The organism is Burkholderia sp. BC1, from assembly GCF_052683555.1.
Genome location: NZ_JBQYLP010000046.1, coordinates 1 through 19,260, shown reverse-complemented (window position 1 = coordinate 19,260; position 19,260 = coordinate 1). Strand labels below are relative to the sequence as shown.

The 19,260-nt window shown below is 66.7% G+C and carries 18 protein-coding genes and 1 tRNA gene; 15 read left to right on the top strand and 4 right to left on the bottom strand.

From position 1 onward, the window contains the following. Positions 1-440: 440 nt before the first annotated feature. The 5 genes from ACSHSS_RS20825 (at position 441) to ACSHSS_RS20805 (ending at position 5,109) form a co-directional block, all read left to right on the top strand. Positions 441-1,337 (top strand): M24 family metallopeptidase, encoded by an 897-nt coding sequence (locus ACSHSS_RS20825; protein WP_175794979.1) that lies wholly within the window; start codon positions 441-443, stop codon positions 1,335-1,337. A gap of 43 nt (positions 1,338-1,380) precedes the next feature. Then, a complete protein-coding gene (locus ACSHSS_RS20820; protein WP_105854116.1) occupies positions 1,381-3,168 on the top strand; it encodes an SDR family oxidoreductase in 1,788 nt (595 codons plus the stop codon). Between the two features lie 30 nt (positions 3,169-3,198). Further along, entirely contained in the window at positions 3,199-4,104 is a 906-nt protein-coding gene (locus ACSHSS_RS20815) for a metal-dependent hydrolase (protein WP_105854115.1), read from the top strand. 68 nt (positions 4,105-4,172) lie between these two features. Next, positions 4,173-4,460: a hypothetical protein gene (locus tag ACSHSS_RS20810; protein ID WP_006396466.1), complete on the top strand. Its 288-nt coding sequence runs from the start codon at positions 4,173-4,175 to the stop codon at positions 4,458-4,460. Between the two features lie 253 nt (positions 4,461-4,713). Beyond that, complete coding sequence (locus ACSHSS_RS20805) at positions 4,714-5,109, top strand: DUF2917 domain-containing protein (protein WP_006396465.1); 396 nt, start codon at positions 4,714-4,716, stop codon at positions 5,107-5,109. A 163-nt stretch (positions 5,110-5,272) separates the two neighbouring features. Here ACSHSS_RS20805 and ACSHSS_RS20800 read toward each other — a convergent pair whose 3' ends face one another. Continuing rightward, a complete protein-coding gene (locus ACSHSS_RS20800) occupies positions 5,273-5,554 on the bottom strand; it encodes a hypothetical protein (protein ID WP_006406109.1) in 282 nt (93 codons plus the stop codon). Between the two features lie 924 nt (positions 5,555-6,478). Here ACSHSS_RS20800 and ACSHSS_RS20795 point away from each other — a divergent pair. Further along, entirely contained in the window at positions 6,479-7,780 is a 1,302-nt protein-coding gene (locus ACSHSS_RS20795) for an NCS2 family permease (RefSeq protein ID WP_006396461.1), read from the top strand. A gap of 138 nt (positions 7,781-7,918) precedes the next feature. On the opposite strand, the gene ACSHSS_RS20790 is transcribed toward ACSHSS_RS20795, so the two are convergent. Next, positions 7,919-8,227: a DUF1488 family protein gene (locus ACSHSS_RS20790; protein WP_006396460.1), complete on the bottom strand. Its 309-nt coding sequence runs from the start codon at positions 8,225-8,227 to the stop codon at positions 7,919-7,921. Between the two features lie 244 nt (positions 8,228-8,471). Beyond that, positions 8,472-8,747 carry a DUF2964 family protein gene (locus ACSHSS_RS20785; RefSeq protein ID WP_006396459.1) on the bottom strand — a complete coding sequence of 92 codons (276 nt, stop codon included), beginning with the start codon at positions 8,745-8,747 and terminating at the stop codon, positions 8,472-8,474. 326 nt (positions 8,748-9,073) lie between these two features. Between ACSHSS_RS20785 and ACSHSS_RS20780 the strand changes: the two genes are divergently transcribed. The 3 genes from ACSHSS_RS20780 to ACSHSS_RS20770 all read left to right on the top strand — a co-directional run bounded on the left by ACSHSS_RS20780 (position 9,074) and on the right by ACSHSS_RS20770 (position 11,960). Continuing rightward, a complete protein-coding gene (locus ACSHSS_RS20780; protein ID WP_105854114.1) occupies positions 9,074-10,993 on the top strand; it encodes a sigma-54-dependent Fis family transcriptional regulator in 1,920 nt (639 codons plus the stop codon). A 77-nt stretch (positions 10,994-11,070) separates the two neighbouring features. After that, positions 11,071-11,373: a 2Fe-2S iron-sulfur cluster-binding protein gene (locus ACSHSS_RS20775; protein ID WP_105765055.1), complete on the top strand. Its 303-nt coding sequence runs from the start codon at positions 11,071-11,073 to the stop codon at positions 11,371-11,373. 92 nt (positions 11,374-11,465) lie between these two features. Beyond that, positions 11,466-11,960, top strand: coding sequence for an SRPBCC family protein (locus tag ACSHSS_RS20770; protein WP_039216928.1), 495 nt, complete (start codon positions 11,466-11,468; stop codon positions 11,958-11,960). 66 nt (positions 11,961-12,026) lie between these two features. On the opposite strand, the gene ACSHSS_RS20765 is transcribed toward ACSHSS_RS20770, so the two are convergent. Then, on the bottom strand, positions 12,027-13,349 hold the full coding sequence (locus ACSHSS_RS20765) for a leucine-rich repeat-containing protein kinase family protein (RefSeq protein WP_105854113.1): 1,323 nt from the start codon (positions 13,347-13,349) through the stop codon (positions 12,027-12,029). Between the two features lie 135 nt (positions 13,350-13,484). On the opposite strand from ACSHSS_RS20765, the gene ACSHSS_RS20760 reads away from it, so the two are divergent. The 6 genes from ACSHSS_RS20760 (at position 13,485) to ACSHSS_RS20735 (ending at position 19,148) form a co-directional block, all read left to right on the top strand. After that, a tRNA-Leu gene (locus tag ACSHSS_RS20760) sits at positions 13,485-13,569 on the top strand. A gap of 244 nt (positions 13,570-13,813) precedes the next feature. Continuing rightward, on the top strand, positions 13,814-15,013 hold the full coding sequence (locus tag ACSHSS_RS20755) for a tyrosine-type recombinase/integrase (RefSeq protein ID WP_011516010.1): 1,200 nt from the start codon (positions 13,814-13,816) through the stop codon (positions 15,011-15,013). Then, positions 15,010-16,086, top strand: coding sequence for a PDDEXK nuclease domain-containing protein (locus ACSHSS_RS20750; protein WP_105855484.1), 1,077 nt, complete (start codon positions 15,010-15,012; stop codon positions 16,084-16,086). Before ACSHSS_RS20755 ends, ACSHSS_RS20750 begins: the two co-directional genes overlap by 4 nt. A gap of 351 nt (positions 16,087-16,437) precedes the next feature. Continuing rightward, positions 16,438-16,944 (top strand): RadC family protein, encoded by a 507-nt coding sequence (gene radC / locus ACSHSS_RS20745; protein ID WP_021161703.1) that lies wholly within the window; start codon positions 16,438-16,440, stop codon positions 16,942-16,944. Between the two features lie 278 nt (positions 16,945-17,222). Then, positions 17,223-17,615 (top strand): hypothetical protein, encoded by a 393-nt coding sequence (locus tag ACSHSS_RS20740; RefSeq protein ID WP_011516015.1) that lies wholly within the window; start codon positions 17,223-17,225, stop codon positions 17,613-17,615. Positions 17,616-18,323: 708 nt separating this feature from the next. Then, the gene (locus tag ACSHSS_RS20735) at positions 18,324-19,148 is read left to right on the top strand and encodes a DUF932 domain-containing protein (RefSeq protein ID WP_041240053.1); all 825 of its coding nucleotides are present in this window, start codon (positions 18,324-18,326) and stop codon (positions 19,146-19,148) included. The last annotated feature ends 112 nt before the right edge of the window (positions 19,149-19,260 follow it).

The following is a 19,260-nucleotide window of genomic DNA, read 5'->3' as shown; positions in this document are numbered from 1 at the left end:
TGTCCGCGTCCGTGTCCGTCTCGCAGCGCTACCTCCCTGACGCCACGATGGAGTCGATCAATTCGACTCCGCCTTCAATGTCCTCGTTACCCACGAATCGGGACACCTCCATGTGTCCGTCGTCGAACACGTCGATCTCGACACGTTGTCCGACGACCGCCACGGAAACGAGAATGGAATCGGGTCGACCGTTAGCAAGCGTCATCGGCTGAACGTGCGCTTCACCCGGTCGGCCAGCGTCCCGCCGCCCTCGCCTCTAGAGCCTTCCCTCCATTTCCCGCCTCCATTAGGACAAATCCTCACCCCGCGGGACTGGCGCGCCGCACGGAACCGCCTATGATGATTACATCAAACAATGGCACATTAAATGCTGACTGAATAACCGGCAGCGACGCACGCCACCAGTCCGTATTCCGGATCCGCATTCCCTGGAGACACCCATGTCCGCTCATCCGCTGCCGGAGGTCCATCTCGACGAGCTGCCGCAATTCCGCGCCGTCCAGCAGCTTGCGTATCGCTGCGTCGAAACGGTCGGCGGCATGCTCTATCCCGGCATCACCGAGAAGGAAGCGGCGCGCCTGCTGACCGAATGGCTGCAGGACCACGGCGTGCACGACTGGCTGCACAAGCCGTTCGCGTGGTTCGGCGACCGCACTGCGTTCGAAGGTTTCTCCGGTCTCAAACACATGGGCGGCTTCAATTTCGCGTTCTTCCCGAGCAACCGGCAGCTCGAAACCGACATGCCGGTGATCCTCGACGTCGCGCCCGTGCTCGACGGCATCGTCGCCGACGTCGGCTACGCGCACTGCCTCGGCAAGAACCCGATCCTCGAGCAGCTGCAGGACGACCTGATGGACCATCGCGACATGATCGTGCGGCTCGTGAAGGCGCGGCGTTCGATGGCCGAAGTCGCGCAGGAAGTCGACGCGCTGTGCCGCCGCCAGGGCGTCGAGCCGCGCCACAAGGCGTATCCGTTCAAAGTGCTCGCGCATCGCGTCGCGAAGATCCACAAGCTGTCGAAGCCGCGCTTTGTCGCGCGCTTCGGACTGAACGCGACGCGCAATCTGTTGATCGACCAGGGCCGCGCGGCGAAGCAGCAAGGCTGGTCGCCGCTGTGGTCGATCGATCGCCGCTCCGAGCATGCGCCCGTGCCGGGCCTGTGGGCCGTCGAGCCGCATCTCGGCTTCGCGGGCGTCGGCGCGAAATTCGAGGAACTGCTCGTGATCACCGAAGAGGACGCGTACTGGCTCGACGACGATCTGCCGCACGTGCGCCGCTGGCAGCGCCGGCTGGCCGAACGCGCGCAGGCCATCGCGACCGTGTCGGCCGCGGCCTGACACGCGCCGCGCCCCCGATCGATTTCCCGACGACGGACTCACGATGCAGCCTCTTGCCGACGAAGCGCCGCTGGCCCTGTTCGAATCGCTTCACAACGAAACCGCCGTCGCCTCCGGCGACCTGACGCTCGCGGTCAGGACCTGGGGTGATCCGGCGCGCTCGCCGGTCGTGCTCGTGCACGGCTACCCCGACGACAGCAGCGTCTGGCGGCAGGTCGCGCCGCTGCTTGCGCTCAAGCATTACGTGATCGCCTACGACGTGCGCGGCGCCGGCCTCTCGAGCGCGCCGAAGCGCACGGCCGACTACCGGCTCGCGAAGCTGACCGACGATTTCGTCGCGGTGATCGACGCGCTCTGCCCCGGCCGCGCCGTGCATCTTGTCGCGCACGACTGGGGCTCGACTCAGGGATGGGAATTCGTCACCGAGCCGCGGCTCGCCGGCCGCATCGCGTCGTACACGTCGTGCTCGGGGCCGTGCTTCGATCACGTCGGCTTCTGGCTGCGCGAGCGCCTGCTGCATCCGACGCCCGCATCGCTCGGCAAGCTCGGCGGCCAGCTCGTACGCTCGTGGTACATCTATCTGTTTCACCTGCCGCTCATTCCCGAACTCGGCTGGCGGCTCTGGCTCGGTCGCGCATGGCCGCGCCTGCTGCGCCGGATCGAGAAGACGCCCGTCGCGCCGCGCGCGACGCAGGCCGACGACGGCGCACGCGGCGTGCGCCTCTATCGCGCGAACTTCATCCGCTGCCTGTTCACGCCGCGCCAACGCTACGCGCATGCGCCGGTGCAGGCGGTCGTGCCGCTCGGCGACAAATACGTGAGCCCCGCGCTGTCCGAGCATCTGTCGCGCTGGGTGCCGCAGTACTACCGGCGCGAAGTCGCGGCCGGCCACTGGCTGCCGCTCGCCGATCCCGCGCGCTTTGCCGGTCTCGCCGAACAACTGATCGACGCGGTCGAATCGGGCGACGAGCCGCCCGCGCTCGCGAACGCGCGCCGCCGCGCGACGAGCGGCCGCTTCAGCGGCAAGGTCGCGGTCGTCACCGGCGCCGGCAGCGGCATTGGCCGCTGCGCAGCGCTCGCGTTCGCGCGCGAAGGCGCGACCGTCGTCGTCGTGGATATCGATCTCGCGAGTGCCGAACGCACCGCGCTGCTGATCGGACTGATCGGCGCGCAGGCGCATGCGAAGCGCGTCGACGTCGGCTCGGCCGACGAGATGGAAGCACTCGCGGCGTGGGTCGGCAGCGCACTCGGCGGCGCCGACGTCGTGATCAACAACGCGGGCATCGGCATGGCCGGCGGCATCCTCGATACGAGCACGCAGCACTGGCAGCGCATCCTGCACGTGAACCTGTGGGGCGTGATCCACGGCTCGCGGCTGTTCGCGCAGCAGATGGCCGCGCGCGGCACCGGCGGCCACATCGTCAACACCGCGTCGGCCGCCGCGTTCGGTCCGTCGCGCGACCTGCCCGCGTATGCGACGACGAAAGCCGCCGTACTGATGCTCAGCGAATGCATGCGTGCCGAACTCGCGGAGCAAGGCATCGGCGTGACGGCCGTGTGCCCGGGTTTTGCGGAGACCGGCATCATGGCGTCGACGCAATACGCGGGCGCCAACGCGCAAGACGAAGCACGCCTGCGCAAGCGCGCGACGAAGCTCTACCAGATGCGCGGCCTGAAGCCCGAAACCGTCGCGCAGGCGATGGTCGACGGCGTCCTGCGCAATCGCCCCGTCGTCGCGGTCGGCGGCGAAGCGCACGCGCTGCGCTTCGTCGGCCGCTTCATGCCGTGGCTCGGACGCATGATCGCCCGCGTCAGCATGGCATCGCATTGACGGCGCCGCACGCCGAACAGGGAGACACCGATGACCGATACCGCCGACTATCACAAGATCAAAGCCCGGCACGTGAAGTTCGACTTCAGCAACACGCCGATCACGTGGGTGCCGGGCGACCCCGGCAGTACGCACATCATCAACACGCTGAACCTGTTGTTCCCGGAAGGCGAACTCTGGTTCTGCCGCGTGTACAACAAGGCGTTGCCGCTGATCACCGATGCACGTCTGCGCGACGAAGCCGAAGGCTTCCTGCGCCAGGAAGCCGTGCATTCGCGCTCGCACGGCGGCGTGCTGAAGCACTACTACGAGCGGCACGGTATCGACACGAAGCCGTTCACGCAGAAGCTCAACCGGCTGTTCACGCGCGTGCTCGGCGAACAGCCGCTCGGACTGAAGATCGGCCATACGCGTTTCTGGCTGCGGCAGCAGCTTGCGGTGATCGCGTCGCTCGAGCATTTCTTCGGCTATCTCGGCAACTGGGTGCTCAATGCGCACGGCCTCGACGCAGGCAAGGCCGACCCGACGATGGTCGATCTGCTGCGCTGGCACGGCGCGGAGGAAGTCGAGCACCGCACCGTGGCGTTCGACATCTACCGGCACATGGGCGGCTCGTATCCGGAGCGCTGCATGCACATGGCGTTCGTGATCGTGCTGCTGCTCTACTACATCACGACGGGCGCGAAATTCATGTATCGACGCGACCCCGACGCGGGCCGCTATCCGGGCTTCGTGCTGTCGTGGTGGCAAGGTTCGCGGCGCGGCCACTTGCCGTCGTTCTGGAAAGTGATCGGCGCGGCGCTGCGCTATTTCCGGCCCGGCTATACGCCGCACGCCGAAGGCTCGACCGAACAGGCGCTCGAGTATCTGGCGCGCTCGCCTGCCGCGCAGGCAGCCGCGCATGGCGGCAACTGGCAAGCGCCCACGCGCGGCTGAGACGGCGCGCCGCGGCGGCCCCCGCCGAAATGCGTACAATCGCGGCTTCATTTCCCGGAGGTGCCGCGATGGCCATGAAGAAAACCGATCTCGAAAAGAACAAGGCGCTGAAGCTCACGCATGCGATGAAGCAGTCGAGCTCCGCGCGCTTCGGCAAGGGCGCCGAGGAAGCGGCCAAGCTCGATCGCCGCGCGCAGCGCAAGCTCGATCAGGAACTCGGCCTCGTGCCGTTCGCCTGCAAGCTGAACGCCGAACTCGTCGAACAGCTGAAGGCACGCGCCGCGACGCATCCGAACGGGATGACGGGCCTGCTCTCCGAACTGCTCGTCAACGCGCTCGCGCAACGCGACGCATAACGCACGACGCGCGTCACGTCATCTCAAAATAGTCGTTGACAACGCCGCGCGAGCGCGACACACTCGTTCGCATGCCTACGTTCAAGCTCATCGCCATCGCGATTAATTGCCCGGTGAACGCCCATCATATGGGTGCGTCACGGGAGGCGCTTGCGCGTTAGCATTCAGGCAGTAACCGCATGTCACGCAAGGCCTCGCCGGAAACGGATGAGGCCTTTTTGTTGTGGTGCACGTCATCCGTCCGGCTCAACGAATGGAGAAGACGATGGACCAGGCAAGCTCGCTGTTTGTTCGTCCCGATCGCCGTCGCCCGGACGCGATCGCATTACCGACGGTCGTGATTCGTTTCGCCGTGGCGCCGCGTACGACGCTGAGCTGGCGCGCGCCGCGCGATGCGGAGGTGCGCGCGCACGGCGCACCACTGTGGATCACGCGGCCACCGAGCGTCGACGATTACTGGGTGCAGCCCGGCGACGTGCTGCGCGTGGCGCGCGGCGAGCGCATCTGGCTCAGCGCCGACGACGATCGGCCGGCCGAAGCGTCGATCACGACCGCGTACGTGCCGGGCGGCGATCGGCTTCGGCGCGCGCTAGCGCTGACGCGGCGCCTGCTCGTCGGCCGATGGCGAACGCGTGAAGCGCGAGAATGAACGGGAATGCGGCAGGCGCGCGCTCACGCGCGCGAGACGCGGCCAGGCCGCGCAGGACAATGCGCGCACCTGCGGCGTGTCGCGTCGCAGGTGCGTGTCGAAGGACGCGGCACGCCGGTGCGTGCCGCGCGCGATTGCACGCGGGGTGCGGCCAGCACGAACATCAGGTGCTGGCGGCGAGACGCGGGCCCGTGCTTCGGGGAGTCGAATCGAGCTCGGGCTTTTGCATCGCCGACTGCGAGGTGACCCAGGGATCGATGCCCTGCTTTTGTACTTCCTCGAGAAAGGACACACGCGTGCGCCAGTAGTCCGCCTGCAGCTTCGCGTCGATCACGCGCTGTTCGGCTGCGAACAGTTCCATGCGCGCCGTCACGAGCATCGACGCAGCGGTTTTTTCCGGCGTGGGGGCGTGTCGCATAGCCCAACGGCTGATCCAGTTCAACATGCTGACCTCCGTGATAACGGACGAACCCGCATCGGGCAATCGCAATCGGCCGTGTCTGCCCGAACGCACAACGGCCGCCACCGCGCTTCACCGCCTTCGCCCATACGTACTGCAGCTCCCCCGCGCCGACAGCAACCGGCTCGGCGTATGTGCGCGGTGTATCTATCCTAGAAAGAGTTGCCGGTTTACGCGATGGCCTCTTGCATTCTTTTACATAGAAAACCACAGTCGCGTCTGCGCGTCAGATGACAGTTGCGAACGCGACGGCTTCGGCGCACGATAACGCGATGCCTGCCGAGGCCTGGACTGACGAATGGGCGCATGCACGCCGATGCGCGTGCATCGGGTGCGGCAGCGTGCGGGCGCGTGGCGTCGCACGCCCGCCTTCGTCGAGCATGCGGCGCGGGCGTTTCAGTCGCATGTCATGCGCGGAATCCGGCAGACGGCCGTTGCATGCGCATCGGCCGGCAAGGTTTCGCGGGCGCGCCGGCGCGCATCGGGTGGCTTCGCCGCTTTCTGGTGCATTTCGGCCGATCGGCGCGCTTCTCGCTCACTTCTCGCCCGCTTCTTTCGCGCTTCTCGCTTTCTTCCTTCACGCTTGTTCGCCGCTGCTCGCCTGTTTCGCGCTCCGTTCAGCCGCGATTCGTCGCCGTTCGCGTGCGCTTCGTCGCGGTTCCGGCGTCCGTTATCGCCGAACCGGTAAAATGCGCGCCTTCTTCGCGCGGCACCGCGGCTACCCGATTGCCGGGCCGCTGTCGCGAAGATGCCGATCGTGCCCCGCGACTATATCGTCGGAGCTATCCGCGCTATTACAATCCGCCGATAGCCGAACAATAGTGGCTGGTTACAGTTAGCCGCCGCACGCAGCCTTACAACAATTCGGCACGACAAGCAATACGACAACCCGACCGGAGAAACGCCTTCATGGAATCCATCAAGCGGTATTTCGGCTTCGCTGAAGCCGGCACCGACTTCCGCACCGAAATACTCGCGGGCGTCACCACGTTCCTGACGATGGCCTACATCATCTTCGTCAACCCGGCGATCCTCGGCGACGCCGGCATGCCGAAGGAATCCGTGTTCGTCGCGACCTGCCTCGTCGCGGCGCTGGCATCGCTGATCATGGGGCTGTACGCGAACTATCCGATCGCGTGCGCACCGGGCATGGGGCTGAACGCGTATTTCGCGTACACGGTCGTCAAGGGGATGGGCTTCACGTGGCAGGCCGCACTCGGCGCAGTGTTCATCTCGGGCTGCCTGTTCCTGCTCGTCACGCTGTTCCGCGTGCGCGAGGCGATCGTCAACGGCATTCCGAAATCGCTGCGCATCTCGATCACCGCGGGCATCGGCCTGTTCCTCGGCATCATCTCGCTGAAGACGTCCGGCGTGATCGTCGGCAACCCGGCTACGCTGGTGACGCTCGGCGATCTGCACAAGCACGACACGATCCTCGCGATCATCGGCTTCTTCACGATCGTCACGCTCGATCATCTGCGCGTGCGCGGCGCGATCCTGATCGGCATTCTCGGCGTGACCGTGCTGTCGTTCTTCTTCGGCGACAACCAGTTCCACGGCGTGTTTTCCGCGCCGCCGTCGATCGACGCGACGCTGTTCAAGCTCGACATCGGCGCCGCGCTGTCGACCGGCATCATCAACGTGATCCTCGTGTTCTTCCTCGTCGAACTGTTCGATGCGACCGGCACGCTGATGGGCGTCGCGAACCGCGCGGGGCTGCTCGTCGAAGGCAAGATGCACCGTCTGAACAAGGCGCTGCTCGCGGACAGCACCGCGATCGTCGCGGGCTCGGTGCTCGGCACGTCGTCGACCACCGCCTATATCGAAAGCGCATCGGGCGTGCAGGCCGGCGGCCGCACCGGCGTGACCGCGATCACGGTCGCAGTGCTGTTCCTCGCATGTCTGTTCATCGCGCCGCTCGCCGGCGTCGTGCCGGCCTATGCGACCGCACCCGCACTGCTGTACGTGTCGTGCCTGATGCTGCGCGAAATGGTCGACGTGCCGTGGGACGATGCGACCGAAGCCGTGCCGGCCGCGCTGACGGCGCTGCTGATGCCGTTCACGTATTCGATCGCGAACGGCGTGGCGTTCGGCTTCATCGCGTACGGCGGCCTCAAGCTGCTGACGGGCCAGGCGCGCACGGTCAAGCCGATCGTCTGGATCATCGCCGCCGTGTTCCTGTTCCGCTTCTTCTATCTCGGCAGCGAGTAACGGACGCCGACCGGCACGCGCCGGAGATGGAAAACGAAACGCCACCCCTCGGGTGGCGTTGTCGCTTTGGCGTGCGCAACGATGGCCGTGCCGCCTTGGGCACCGGCTACGGGCGCCGGCATACGGCGCCCGCTGCGCTCACTGCCCGGCCGGCCGATTCAGCGCGCCGTTCGCCTCGTAAAAACGCACGTAGCCGCTGCGCAGCGTCACGCATTGCGCGCGCGTTTCCGACAGCAGGCGTCGCGCCGCCGCCTCGATGCGCTCGCGATGCTGGTCGAACGCGCCGACCATATCCTCGAAGCGCGGCGACGCCGCCCCGAAGTGATCCTCCATCGCCTCGGCCGTGATCTGACATTGGACACGCTCGCCATTGACCAGCGCCGTAAACGCAAGCATCAGGTCGCGCCCCGAGTATTCGGGCGCCTCGTTCGTGAAATGGATCTGCATGGGAGCCGCCTCAGTCGTCCGGTAGAAAACGAATGACCGCGTCCGTCGTCCGCCACCGGTCGGACGAAATGGACACGGGCTCTCCGGCAGCGGCACTGCCCGCGGGGGTATGGCGCGGACAACGCATGCCGGTTGCATTCCACTTTAGACGGTTTCGCGCAGGAGGCAAAATTTACGGCGCGCGTCGCTTCGACGCGGATGTCGGGCGACCCGCGCGGGATCCGGCACTGTTTCGTTGCGCGCGTCAGTGGGGGTCGGTCGGCCACACGTTGAGCGCGATCGCGGCGGTCGTGACGCCGATCGTAATCGCGGCGGCGCCGTATCGTACGGCGTCCGCGACATCGAACAGCAGCCCGTGGATCGCGACGGCAATGCCGCCCAACATGATGAAAGTGGCGATGGCCGCCAGCACGACTCTCAGTTCCGTCCGAACCATGATGGCTCTCCCGAACGGATGCATGTCGCGTCGCATGCATGTTGCAATGCGGAACACGGCGCGTGCGTGTTCCATTTCCATCATTGCAGGTAGACGCTTAAAAGCAAGGGGAATTTGTACGCGGTCGCATGTCGCGCGGGGCGCTTGTATGATGGCGAATACCCGTGCGCGTGCGTCGATGTGTCAGGTGTGTGCCACGTGCGGGAAATCATGAAGCGCCGGTATGGGTGGAAGCGCTGGGTGGTGGCGCGCGGTGCGTGGGGCGTCGGTAAGTGGTGAAGTGCTAATCGGGGCCGACTCGCGGTGCGTGGGTCCCCAGCAAGCGCTAAAGCGCTAACCGGGGCCGACTCGCGGTGCGTGGGGCCCCTGTAAGCGCTAAAGCGCTAACTGGGGCCGACAGGAGACAAGCGATGCCTCAATCTTCCATGCTGCCCGCCACCGCGGGCCGCGTCGACCTGCTCGCGCAGGCGCACGCCCGATCGGCCGCGGTCGGCTTGCGCGCGCACGAGCGCCCCGATTTCTCGCCGCTGTCGCAGATCGCGCTGCGCGAACTGCTCGACACGAATCACGCGCTGTTCGCCCATGCACGGCCCGTGATGGAAAACCTCCACGCACAGATCGCCGATACGCAAAGCCTCGTGCTCCTCACCGACGCCGCCGGCGTCATCCTGCACAGCATCGGCGACGACGACTTCATCGAAAAAGCCAACCGCGTCGCGCTGTGCACCGGCGTTTCATGGGCCGAACGCGCGCGCGGCACCAATGCGATCGGCACCGCCCTCGCATCGGGACAGGCGATCGCCGTGCACGGCGCCGAACATTTCCTGCGCGCCAATCACATCCTGACGTGCTCGTGCGCGCCGATCGTCGACCCGTTCGGCCGCACGCTCGGCGCGCTCGACGTGAGCGGCGATCCGCGCGGCTTCAGCCCGCATACGCTCGCGCTCGTGCGCATGTCCGCGCAGCTGATCGAGAACCATCTGTTTGCGAACCAATGCGCGGAAGCGCTGCGCGTACGCTTTCATGCACACGAGGATTGCGTCGACTCGCTGTTCGCCGGACTCGTCGCGTTCGGTGCCGACGGCGGCCTGATTGCCGCGAACCGCAGCGCACAGTTTCAGCTCGGCGCACCGTTCGATGCGCTGCAGCATCAGGGGTGCGACGCGCTGTTCGGCATGCGATTCGGCGAACTCGCGCAGCAGGCCGCGCGCGCGCCCGGCGCGATGCTGCGGCTCACGCTGTCGAGCGGCGTGCGCGTGCTTGCGCGCTGCGAATTCGCCGACGCGCAAAAAACCGCCGTGGCCGTCACGCCGCCGGCGCCCGCCACACACGTGCGCGCGCCGGACCCGGAGGCGATCACGTTCGCGACGCTCGATACCGGCGATGCGCGAATGGCCGCCGTGCTCGAACGTGTCGCCAAAATTCGCGGCCGCGACCTGCCGCTGCTGATCCTCGGCCAGACCGGCACCGGCAAGGAGTGGCTCGCCCGCGCGCTGCACCACGCGTCGCCGCGCGCGGACGGCCCGTTCGTCGCGGTCAATTGCGCGGCGCTGCCCGATACGCTGATCGAGGCCGAATTGTTCGGCTACGAAGACGGCGCATTCACGGGCGCGCGCAAACGCGGCAGTCCCGGCAAGATCGTGCAGGCCGACGGCGGCACGCTGTTTCTCGACGAAATCGGCGACATGCCGCTCGCGCAGCAGGTGCGGCTCATGCGCGTGCTGCAGGAACGCGCGGTGATGCCGCTCGGCGGCGCGCGCGCAGTGCCGGTCGACGTGCGCATCGTCTGCGCGACGCACCGCGACCTGCGCGCGATGATCGCGGCCGGCACGTTCCGCGAGGATCTGTTCTACCGCATCAACGGCCTCGCCGTCACGCTGCCGCCGCTCGCCGCGCGCACCGACCTGCCGGTGCTCGTCGAGCGGATTCTCGCGCGGCTCGCACGCAGCGAACCCATGCCGCATCGCATCGCGCCCGACGTGCTCGATGCGTTCACGCGTCATCGCTGGCCCGGCAATCTGCGTCAGCTGACGAACGTGCTGCGCACGGCCGGCATGCTCGCCGAGGACGAAGACGAAATCGCACTCGCGCATCTGCCCGACGATTTCTGGCTCGACTGCGACGGCGCGCCGGCCGCCGCATCGGCTGCATCGATGGCAGCGGCTCCGTCGACGATACCGCCCGCCCCGCGCGGCACGACAACGCTGCAGGACCATCAGGCCGCCGTGATCGATGCGGCCGTTGCGCGGCACGGCGGCAACGTGTCGGCGGCCGCGCGCGAACTGGGGCTCGCCCGCAACACGGTGTACCGCTACCTGCGCCGCCACTGACCGCCGCGGCGGTGCAGGCGGCGCACGGCTTCGGGTATGCTTGGCGCGTTTCCGCCGAACCGATGCCCGCTTTACCGATGACCGATTCCGATCGCCCTCCGCTCGTGCGTGTCGAGCCGCTTGGCGCGAGCTTCGATGCACCCGATTCGCTGACGCTGCTCGAAGCCGCCGCGTTCGCGCACGTGTCGCTGCCGCGCTCGTGCCGCAACGGCACGTGCCGCAGCTGTCTTTGCCGAATCGTCAGCGGGAGCGTACGCTACACGATCGAATGGCCCGGACTGAGCCGCGAGGAAAAGGCCGACGGCTATACGCTGCCGTGTGTCGCCGTCGCGACGTCCGACCTCGTGCTCGACGTACCCGACGCCGCCCTCATCGGCTGACGCCGCTTCGTTCGCGCCACGGTCCCGGCTCGCAGCGCAGCGCCGCGACGCGCGGCATGCCGTCGATGATCGATACCCGGAGGGAGAAAGCGATGACCCAGTCACCCGATCGCATCGAAAAACAGGTCCAGCTCGCCGCGCCGCTCGAGCGCGTGTGGGAAGCCGTCAGCAACGCCGGCGAATTCGGCACGTGGTTCGGCGTCGCGTTCGACGGGCCGTTCGTCGCGGGCCAGACGCTGTTCGGCCGCATCTCACCGACGCGCGTCGACGACGACGTTGCAAAGGCACAGGAGCCTTATGCGGGGTCGGTATTCGAATTCGTCGTCGACCGCATCGAGCCGAAGCGGCTGTTCTCATTCCGCTGGCATCCGTTCGCGGTCGATCCGGCATTCGACTACGCGTCGGAGCCGATGACGCTCGTCACGTTCACGCTCGCCGAACAAGCGGGCGGCACGCTGCTGACGGTCGTCGAATCCGGGTTCGACGCGATCGCGGCGGCGCGTCGGGAAAAAGCATACGAAATGAACGACGAAGGCTGGGCCATGCAGATGAAGCTGATCGAGAAGTATCTCGCGCGATCGGCCTAGCGCGACGAGCGGGATGGCAACACGCAGTACGCAGCACGCGCGCGATCGCGGCCGCTACAGCTACCGCTACGCGGCGTACACCGTCAGCGCGTCGACAATCTCGGCGAACGACGGCCGCGCGTCGACATCCTCGTTCAAGCACGCAGCCGCCAGCGCGTCGAGCGCGGGCGCACCGGCCCACCCGCGCGGCTCGCACCGTTCGAGCAATTCGCCGAGCAGGTAGCCGAACGCGCGCACTTCCAGCCGCTCGAACAGCGCCGCACGCTGCGCATCGCGCACGTCGTAGAGCGACGCCGCGCCGAAATCGCCGAGCAATGCAGGTTGGTCGTCGCCATGCAGGATGTTGTGCGCATACAGATCGCCGTGCATGATCCCGCGCGCATGCAGATGGCGCGCCACCGACGCGATGCCGCGCGCGATGCGCAACGCGGCCGCCGGCTCGAAGCGCACATCGTCCGCATAAACGTCGCGCGTGCAGGTGGCGAAGTTCGGCGGCCCCGCGAGGTTCGTCAGCGCGGGATCGACGAGCTCCATCACGAGGCCGTGCACGCCGTCCGGATGGCCGCGCACGCGGCCGATCACCGGAATCATGTTCGGGTGGCGTCCCGCGTGCAGGCAAGCGGCCATCTCGCAGTCCGGCAGGCCGTCGCTCGTCACCGCGCCCTTGAACAGTTTCACGGCGACCGGGCGCTCGTTCATGTCGGCCCGCCACCGCGCGCGGTAGATGACGCCCGACGCGCCTTCGCCGAGCTTCCGTTCGCAGGCGAGTGACGCCCAGTCGATGTCCGTCATGCTCGCATCGGCCGATGCGGCTGCTTCCGACGCGGCACCCAACGGATTGCCGGCCACGGCCAGCCAAGCAAGGCGCGGCAAACGCAGCAGCCAGTCCGGCAGCGCGTCGAGACGGTTCGCGGCCAGACGCACGAGTTCGAGCGCCCGGCACGCGGCCATCTCGTCGGGCAGCGATTGCAGCCGGTTGCCGGCGAGCATCAGCTTCTGCAGCCGCGAGCAGTCGCCGATTTCGGGCGGCAGCGCGTCGATGGCGTTGTCGGTCAGGATCAGCCAGCGCAGCACACGCGGCAGCGCGGTGCCGGGCACGGTGCGGATCCGGTTCGCCTTGAAGCCGATCATCGCCAGTTGCGGGCATGCGCCGAGCGCGTCGGGCAACGCGGTGAAGCGGTTGTCGGACGCGAACAGGATGCGCAGCCGATGCAGCCGCGACAGATCGTCGGGCAGCGACGACAGCGCATTGCCCGACAGATCGAGCACCTCGAGCGTATCGGCAAGCTCGAAGATCTCGCGCGGGAATTCGGTCAGCCCGCATGCGAGCTTCAGTTGCCGGGCGCCCGCGAGGCGGCCGGCGCGCAGTTGTTCGAGGGTGGCGATCACGATGAAAAACGCTAAGCGGTTGCGGGGCTCGGACGAGCGATCGCGTGCATTCTACCGGCACCGCTTTCGCGTCGATGCCGCGACTGTCGCGCCCTCTTCACAAATGCGCGAGGGGGCGCTAGAATGGCGCCCCTTGCCCAGGTGGCGGAATTGGTAGACGCACTATCTTGAGGGGGTAGCGCCGAGAGGCGTTCGGGTTCGAGTCCCGACCTGGGCACCAGATACCGCACCGCGTGTTCCGAACACGCGGAAAAACCCGCGACAGCATCATGCTGCGCGGGTTTTTTGTTTCACGATGACTCCAGCCCGGTAGTTCGCTGGACTGCGCCGTAGCTCGATACAGCAGGTTTATCAATAGCTTACGCGCGTCCATCATATGCCGGTGCTTTCTGAAACTTGACCCGGTTTTCCCTCGTGCCGCTCCTATCTGGCTCTTGGAATCCGGGTCGTTCCAAGGAGTCATCATGGCAAAGATCAAGCTCACCAAGACCGCCGTGGAGGCGGCCCAGCCCCAGGCCAAGGATGTTGAACTGCGGGATACCGTGGTGCCCGGCTTCCTGTGCAAGATTACCCCGACGGGCCGCCGGGTGTTCATGCTCCAGTACCGCACGAACTCCGGCCAGCCCCGCAAGCCCTCGCTGGGGCTATACGGGGAGCTGACCGTCGAACAGGCACGAGTCAAGGCACAGGACTGGCTGGCCGAGGTTCGCCGGGGCGGCGACCCCGGCGGCGCCAAGGCCGAGGCGCGCAAGGCGCCCACGATGGCCGAGTTGTGCAAGAAGTTCATGGAGGACTACTCCAAGAAGCGCAACAAGCCCAGCACGCAGGACGGCTATCAGGGCGTCATCGACCGCAACATCATCCCGCTGCTGGGCCGCAAGAAGGTGCATGACGTGAAGCGGCCCGACATTGCCGGGCTGATGGAGAAGCTGGCCTACAAGCCGACCGAGGCGAACAAGACCTTCGGCGTGCTGCGCAAGATGTTCAACCTGGCCGAAGTGTGGGGCTACCGCCCGGACGGCACGAATCCGTGCCGCCACGTCCCGATGTACCCGCCGGGCAAGGAAACCCGGCTCATCGTGGACGAGGAAATGGTGCGGATCTTCCGTCATCTGGAGAAGCTGGAGGCGGAAGGGCTGGAGAACTACGTCATCCCGCTGGCGATCCGGCTGCAATTCGAGTTTGCCGCCCGGCGCTCCGAAATCTGCCCGCTCGAATGGAGCTGGCTGGACTTCGAGAACCGGCGCGTGGTGTGGCCCGACAGCAAGGTCGGCGGCATTTCCAAGCCCATGAGCGAGGAAGCCTATCGGCTGCTTTCGACGGCGCCGCGCCGGGAGGGCTGCCCCTATGTCCTGCCATCGCCCAACGACTCGACCAAGCACCTGACCTTTGGCGAGCACTATGGCGGCTGGTGCCGGGTGCTCAAGGCCGCCGGCGTCCCGCACGTCGGCACGCACGGCATCCGCCATCGCTCGACCACCGACATAGCCAATTCCGGCGTGCCGACCAAAGTGGGCATGAAGTTAACGGGCCACAAGACTGTGGCGATGTTCATGCACTACGTCCACACCGAGGACAAGCCGGTGCGCGATGCGGCCGAGCTGGTGGCCAGCCGGCGCCAGGCCATCACGGGCGCGCGCCAGCTTGCGGAGGCGGCAGCATGAACACGCGCCGGTCATCCGCAGCGTCGTCCGCAGCGTCGTCCGCAGCGCCTTCGGCGCTGCTGGGCGACATTCGGGCACTGATCGAGGCGGCGCGCAAGCGCGCCGCCTCGACGGTGAATAGCGAGCTGACGATGCTCTACTGGCGCATCGGCCAGCGCATCCGCACGCAGGTCTTGGACGGGCGCCGGGGCGCTTATGGCAAGGAAGTCCTGCCTACCCTGGCGGCGCAGTTGGTGAAGGAGTACGGCAACAGCTTTGCCGAGCAGAACCTGCGCCGCATGGTGCAGTTCGCAGCCACCTTTCCCGACGAGCAGATTCTCGTATCACTGATACGAGAATTGAGCTGGACGCACTTCATCGCCCTGATCCCGCTGAAAGACCCGCTCCAGCGGGACTATTACGCGCAGATGGCGAGCGCCGAACGCTGGAGCGTGCGGACGCTGCGTGAGCGCATCGACTCGATGCTGTACGAATGCACGGCGCTGTCCCAAAAGCCGGGCGAGACGATCGCACAGGAGTTGGCGAAGATGCGCGATGCGCAGCGCATGTCGCCCGCCCTAGTCATGCGCGACCCGTACATCCTCGACTTCCTGGGGCTGCGGGACACTTGGCAGGAAGGCGACTTGGAGGCGGCGATCATCCGCGAAATGGAGTCGTTCTTGTTGGAGCTGGGCGCGGGTTTCAGCTTCGTGGCCCGGCAGAAGCGCATCCAAATTGACGGCGAGGATTTTCACCTCGACCTGCTGTTTTACAACCGCAAGCTGCGGCGGCTGGTGGCAGTGGAGTTGAAGGTCGACGAGTTCAAGGCGGCTTTCAAGGGACAGATGGAGCTTTACCTTCGCTGGCTGGACAAGCACGAACGGGAGCCGGAGGAGGCCTCGCCGCTGGGGATCATCCTTTGCACCGGCAAAAAGCGCGAGCAGATCGAATTGCTGGAGCTGGACAAGTCGGGCATCCACGTCGCCGAGTATCTGACTGCCTTGCCGCCGAGGGGTGTGCTGGTGGAGCGGCTGCAACAGGCAACGCAACGGGCGCAGTTGCAGATCGAGCAGCGCAAGACCGACAACCAGTAGTCCTGTCCGAAGAAGTCGGGCGTCCCGGCGTGCCGCCGTCGCGCTGTCGTGCTGCGCATCGAGCCTCGCTGCGCGAGTCTCTCCCCATGCGGGCTTCCATCACTGACGCCTCCGGCCCGGCTCGCTGATCCGGGCCTGCGCGCTCCGCTTGCCAAAAGCCGACTGTGTGCAGTGGGCGGGTGTGGGCGGTCTTGCTGTTCCCTTCACCGTATCACGGCGTTCTCGCCGTCAAGGGCGGCGCGCGCCATGCGCGCTTGCGACCTGGCGGCCGTCTGCGACCCCTGACTGCTTGCGCTGCGCCGTGCTGGCGCCGGTTCCGGGCAATTCCGCCCGAGCAACCGGAGCACGATCATGTCGCAACTTTCCCTCTCTCTCGATACTCCGCTGATGGTGCGCGATGGCCGTGGGCGCTATCGGCCGGCGGACGCCGACCAGATTCTGGAGGCCGCGCGCCAGGTCATCGAACAGAAGATGCAGCGCGGCGAGGCGTTCACTTCGCCGGAGGCGGTGAAGGACTACCTGCGCGCCAAGCTGGCCGGCTTCGAGCACGAAGTCTTCGCGGTGTTGTTCCTCGACACGCGCCATCGGTTGATCGACTACGTGGAGATGTTCCACGGCACGATCGACGCCGCCGAGGTGCATCCGCGCGAGGTGGTGAAGCAGGCGCTGCGGCTCAATGCAGCGGCGGTCATCGTTTCGCACAACCATCCGAGCGGAAGCCCCGAGCCGAGCGCGGCCGACAAGGCGATGACCTCGCAGCTTCGGCAGGCGCTGGCGCTGGTGGACGTTCGCACGCTGGATCACATCATTATCGCTGGAAGCCGTACCACGTCATTCGCCGAACGCGGCCTGCTTTGACCTTTGGGGGCTTCGGCCCCCTTTTTGCTGCGCCCGGCGGCGCAACTCCGGCCCTCGCGGGCCTGCGCGTGCTACGCACTTGCCAAAAACAGGTGTGGTGGTGTCGGGTTGGGGGCGGTCTTGCTGTGTCCCTTCACCGTATCACGGCGTGCTCGCCGTCAAGGGCGGCGCGTGCCAGCACGCTTGCGGCCCGTGGCCGTCTTCGACCCCTGACTGCTGCGCTGCGCCGTGCTGGCGACGGTTCCGGGCAATTCCGCCCGTGCAACCGGAGAACAGTCATGCACGACAAATCACACGTTTCCCTCGAACAGCACGTTTGCTTGGTCTGCGGCACAGCGTTCGATACCGGCGCCATCCTGTTGGACAAGCGCCTGCGCGCGAGCATGGAGCGCCATACGGCAACCGGCTGGGGCCTGTGCCCCGAGCATCAGAAGCTGTCCGACGATGGCTTTGTCGCACTGGTCGAATGCGATCCGCAGCGCAGCGGCTCGCAGGCCGGCGGGCGCATGAAGCCCGAGCAGGCGTACCGGACGGGCCGGCTGGCTCATCTGCGGCGCACGTTGTTCGCTCAGGTGTTCAACGTGCCGATCGCGGCCGAGCAGGCTTGCGTGTTCGTTGAGCCCGGCGTGATCGACCAGTTGCAGTCGATGACGGCGCCGGCGGCGAACTGATCGCGCCGTACAGCCTTCGGTGCGTCGTCCCTGCGGGGGCGGCGCACCTTTTTTTCTGCTGCGCCCGTTGCCGATACCTTCGCGCCTGGTGCGCTGCGCGCTTCGCTTGCCTCCAGGGGAAAGCCCTGCGGGCTATCCCCGCCGCGCGATGCTTGGCGCCCCTCAAAGACCGCCGAACCGGCTGCGCCGGATCGGCCAGACCACGGCAATCGCTGTCGAACCTGTTTCCCAATGACTGGCGCATGAGCTTGTGCATCGAGCCGCCTGCGGCGTCTCGCCCCTGCGGGCTTCCATCGTTCCCTCGCTCCGCTCGGCTGACGCCTCCGGCCCGGATTCCTAGATCCGGGCCTGCGCGCTTCGCTTGCCGTGCGGTCGGCGTGTTGAGGGGCCGTTGCCATGTCCAGCCGTCTCCCCTGACTTCATCACCTTCACCGCGACTGTAGCCCGCGGCCGGGGGCCGTCAAGGCGCGCAGGGCCGTGTCCTCGGCTGCGCCTGCGGGCCGCACCAACCCTGCGCTTGACTCCTTGACGGCCCCCGTCCGCGCGCTCCTGACCGTCGCGGGCGATGAACTCAGGAAAGACGGTGGCAACAGGGCCAACCGGGTTCCTCGTGCCGACCGCACCGAACAGCCAAAAGGCTGGGCTTCCGAATCTAGGAATCCGGTGTGCGGTGTGAACAGCAAACCTCTTTTTGTCAGGAGAAAGACCATGCAACTCGCATCCCGTTTCGCTTCCCGCTCCCCGGCACTGCGCAGCGATTACCCACTGTCCGATGACCAAATCCGCAGGGTGGCCCCGTCCATCTTCGCCGACGCCCCGCACGAAAGCCGTTCCGAGCGATACAGCTACATCCCCACCGCGACCGTCCTGCAAGAACTGCGCGGAGAAGGTTTCGAGCCTTTCATGGTGACGCAAACCCGCGTGCGCCACGACGACCGCCGCGACTACACCAAGCACATGATCCGGCTGCGCCACGCCAGCCAGATCAACGGCCGCGAGGCCAACGAAATCATCCTGCTGAACTCCCATGACGGCACCAGCAGCTATCAGATGCTGGCCGGGATGTTCCGCTTCGTTTGCAGCAATGGCCTTGTCTGCGGCGACACCGTGGCCGACGTGCGCGTGCCGCACAAGGGCGACGTAGCCGGGCACGTCATCGAAGGCGCTTACGAAGTCCTGCACGGCTTCGACCGGGTGCAGGAATCGCGCGATGCCATGCGCGCCATCACGCTCGACGCCGGGGAATCGGAAGTGTTCGCCCGCGCTGCGCTGGCGTTGAAGTACGACGAGGACAAGCCAGCGCCCATCACGGAATCGCAAATCCTGATGCCGCGCCGCCATGACGACGACCGCCGCGACCTGTGGAGCGTGTTCAACCGCACGCAGGAGAACTTGACCAAAGGCGGCCTGTCCGCCCGCGCCGCGAATGGCCGCCGCCAGACCACCCGGCCCGTGCAGGGCATCGACCAAAGCGTGCGCCTGAATCGCGCCCTGTGGCTGCTGGCCGATGGCCTGCGCCAGTTGAAAGCCTGAATCCCCACGCGGCAGGGGCAGGCAGCAGCCCTTGCCGCTTATCTCGCTGCTGCATCCCAACCGCTAGGGAAACGCTGATCAATGGACCAACTTCCGAAGTTGCAGGCGAGAT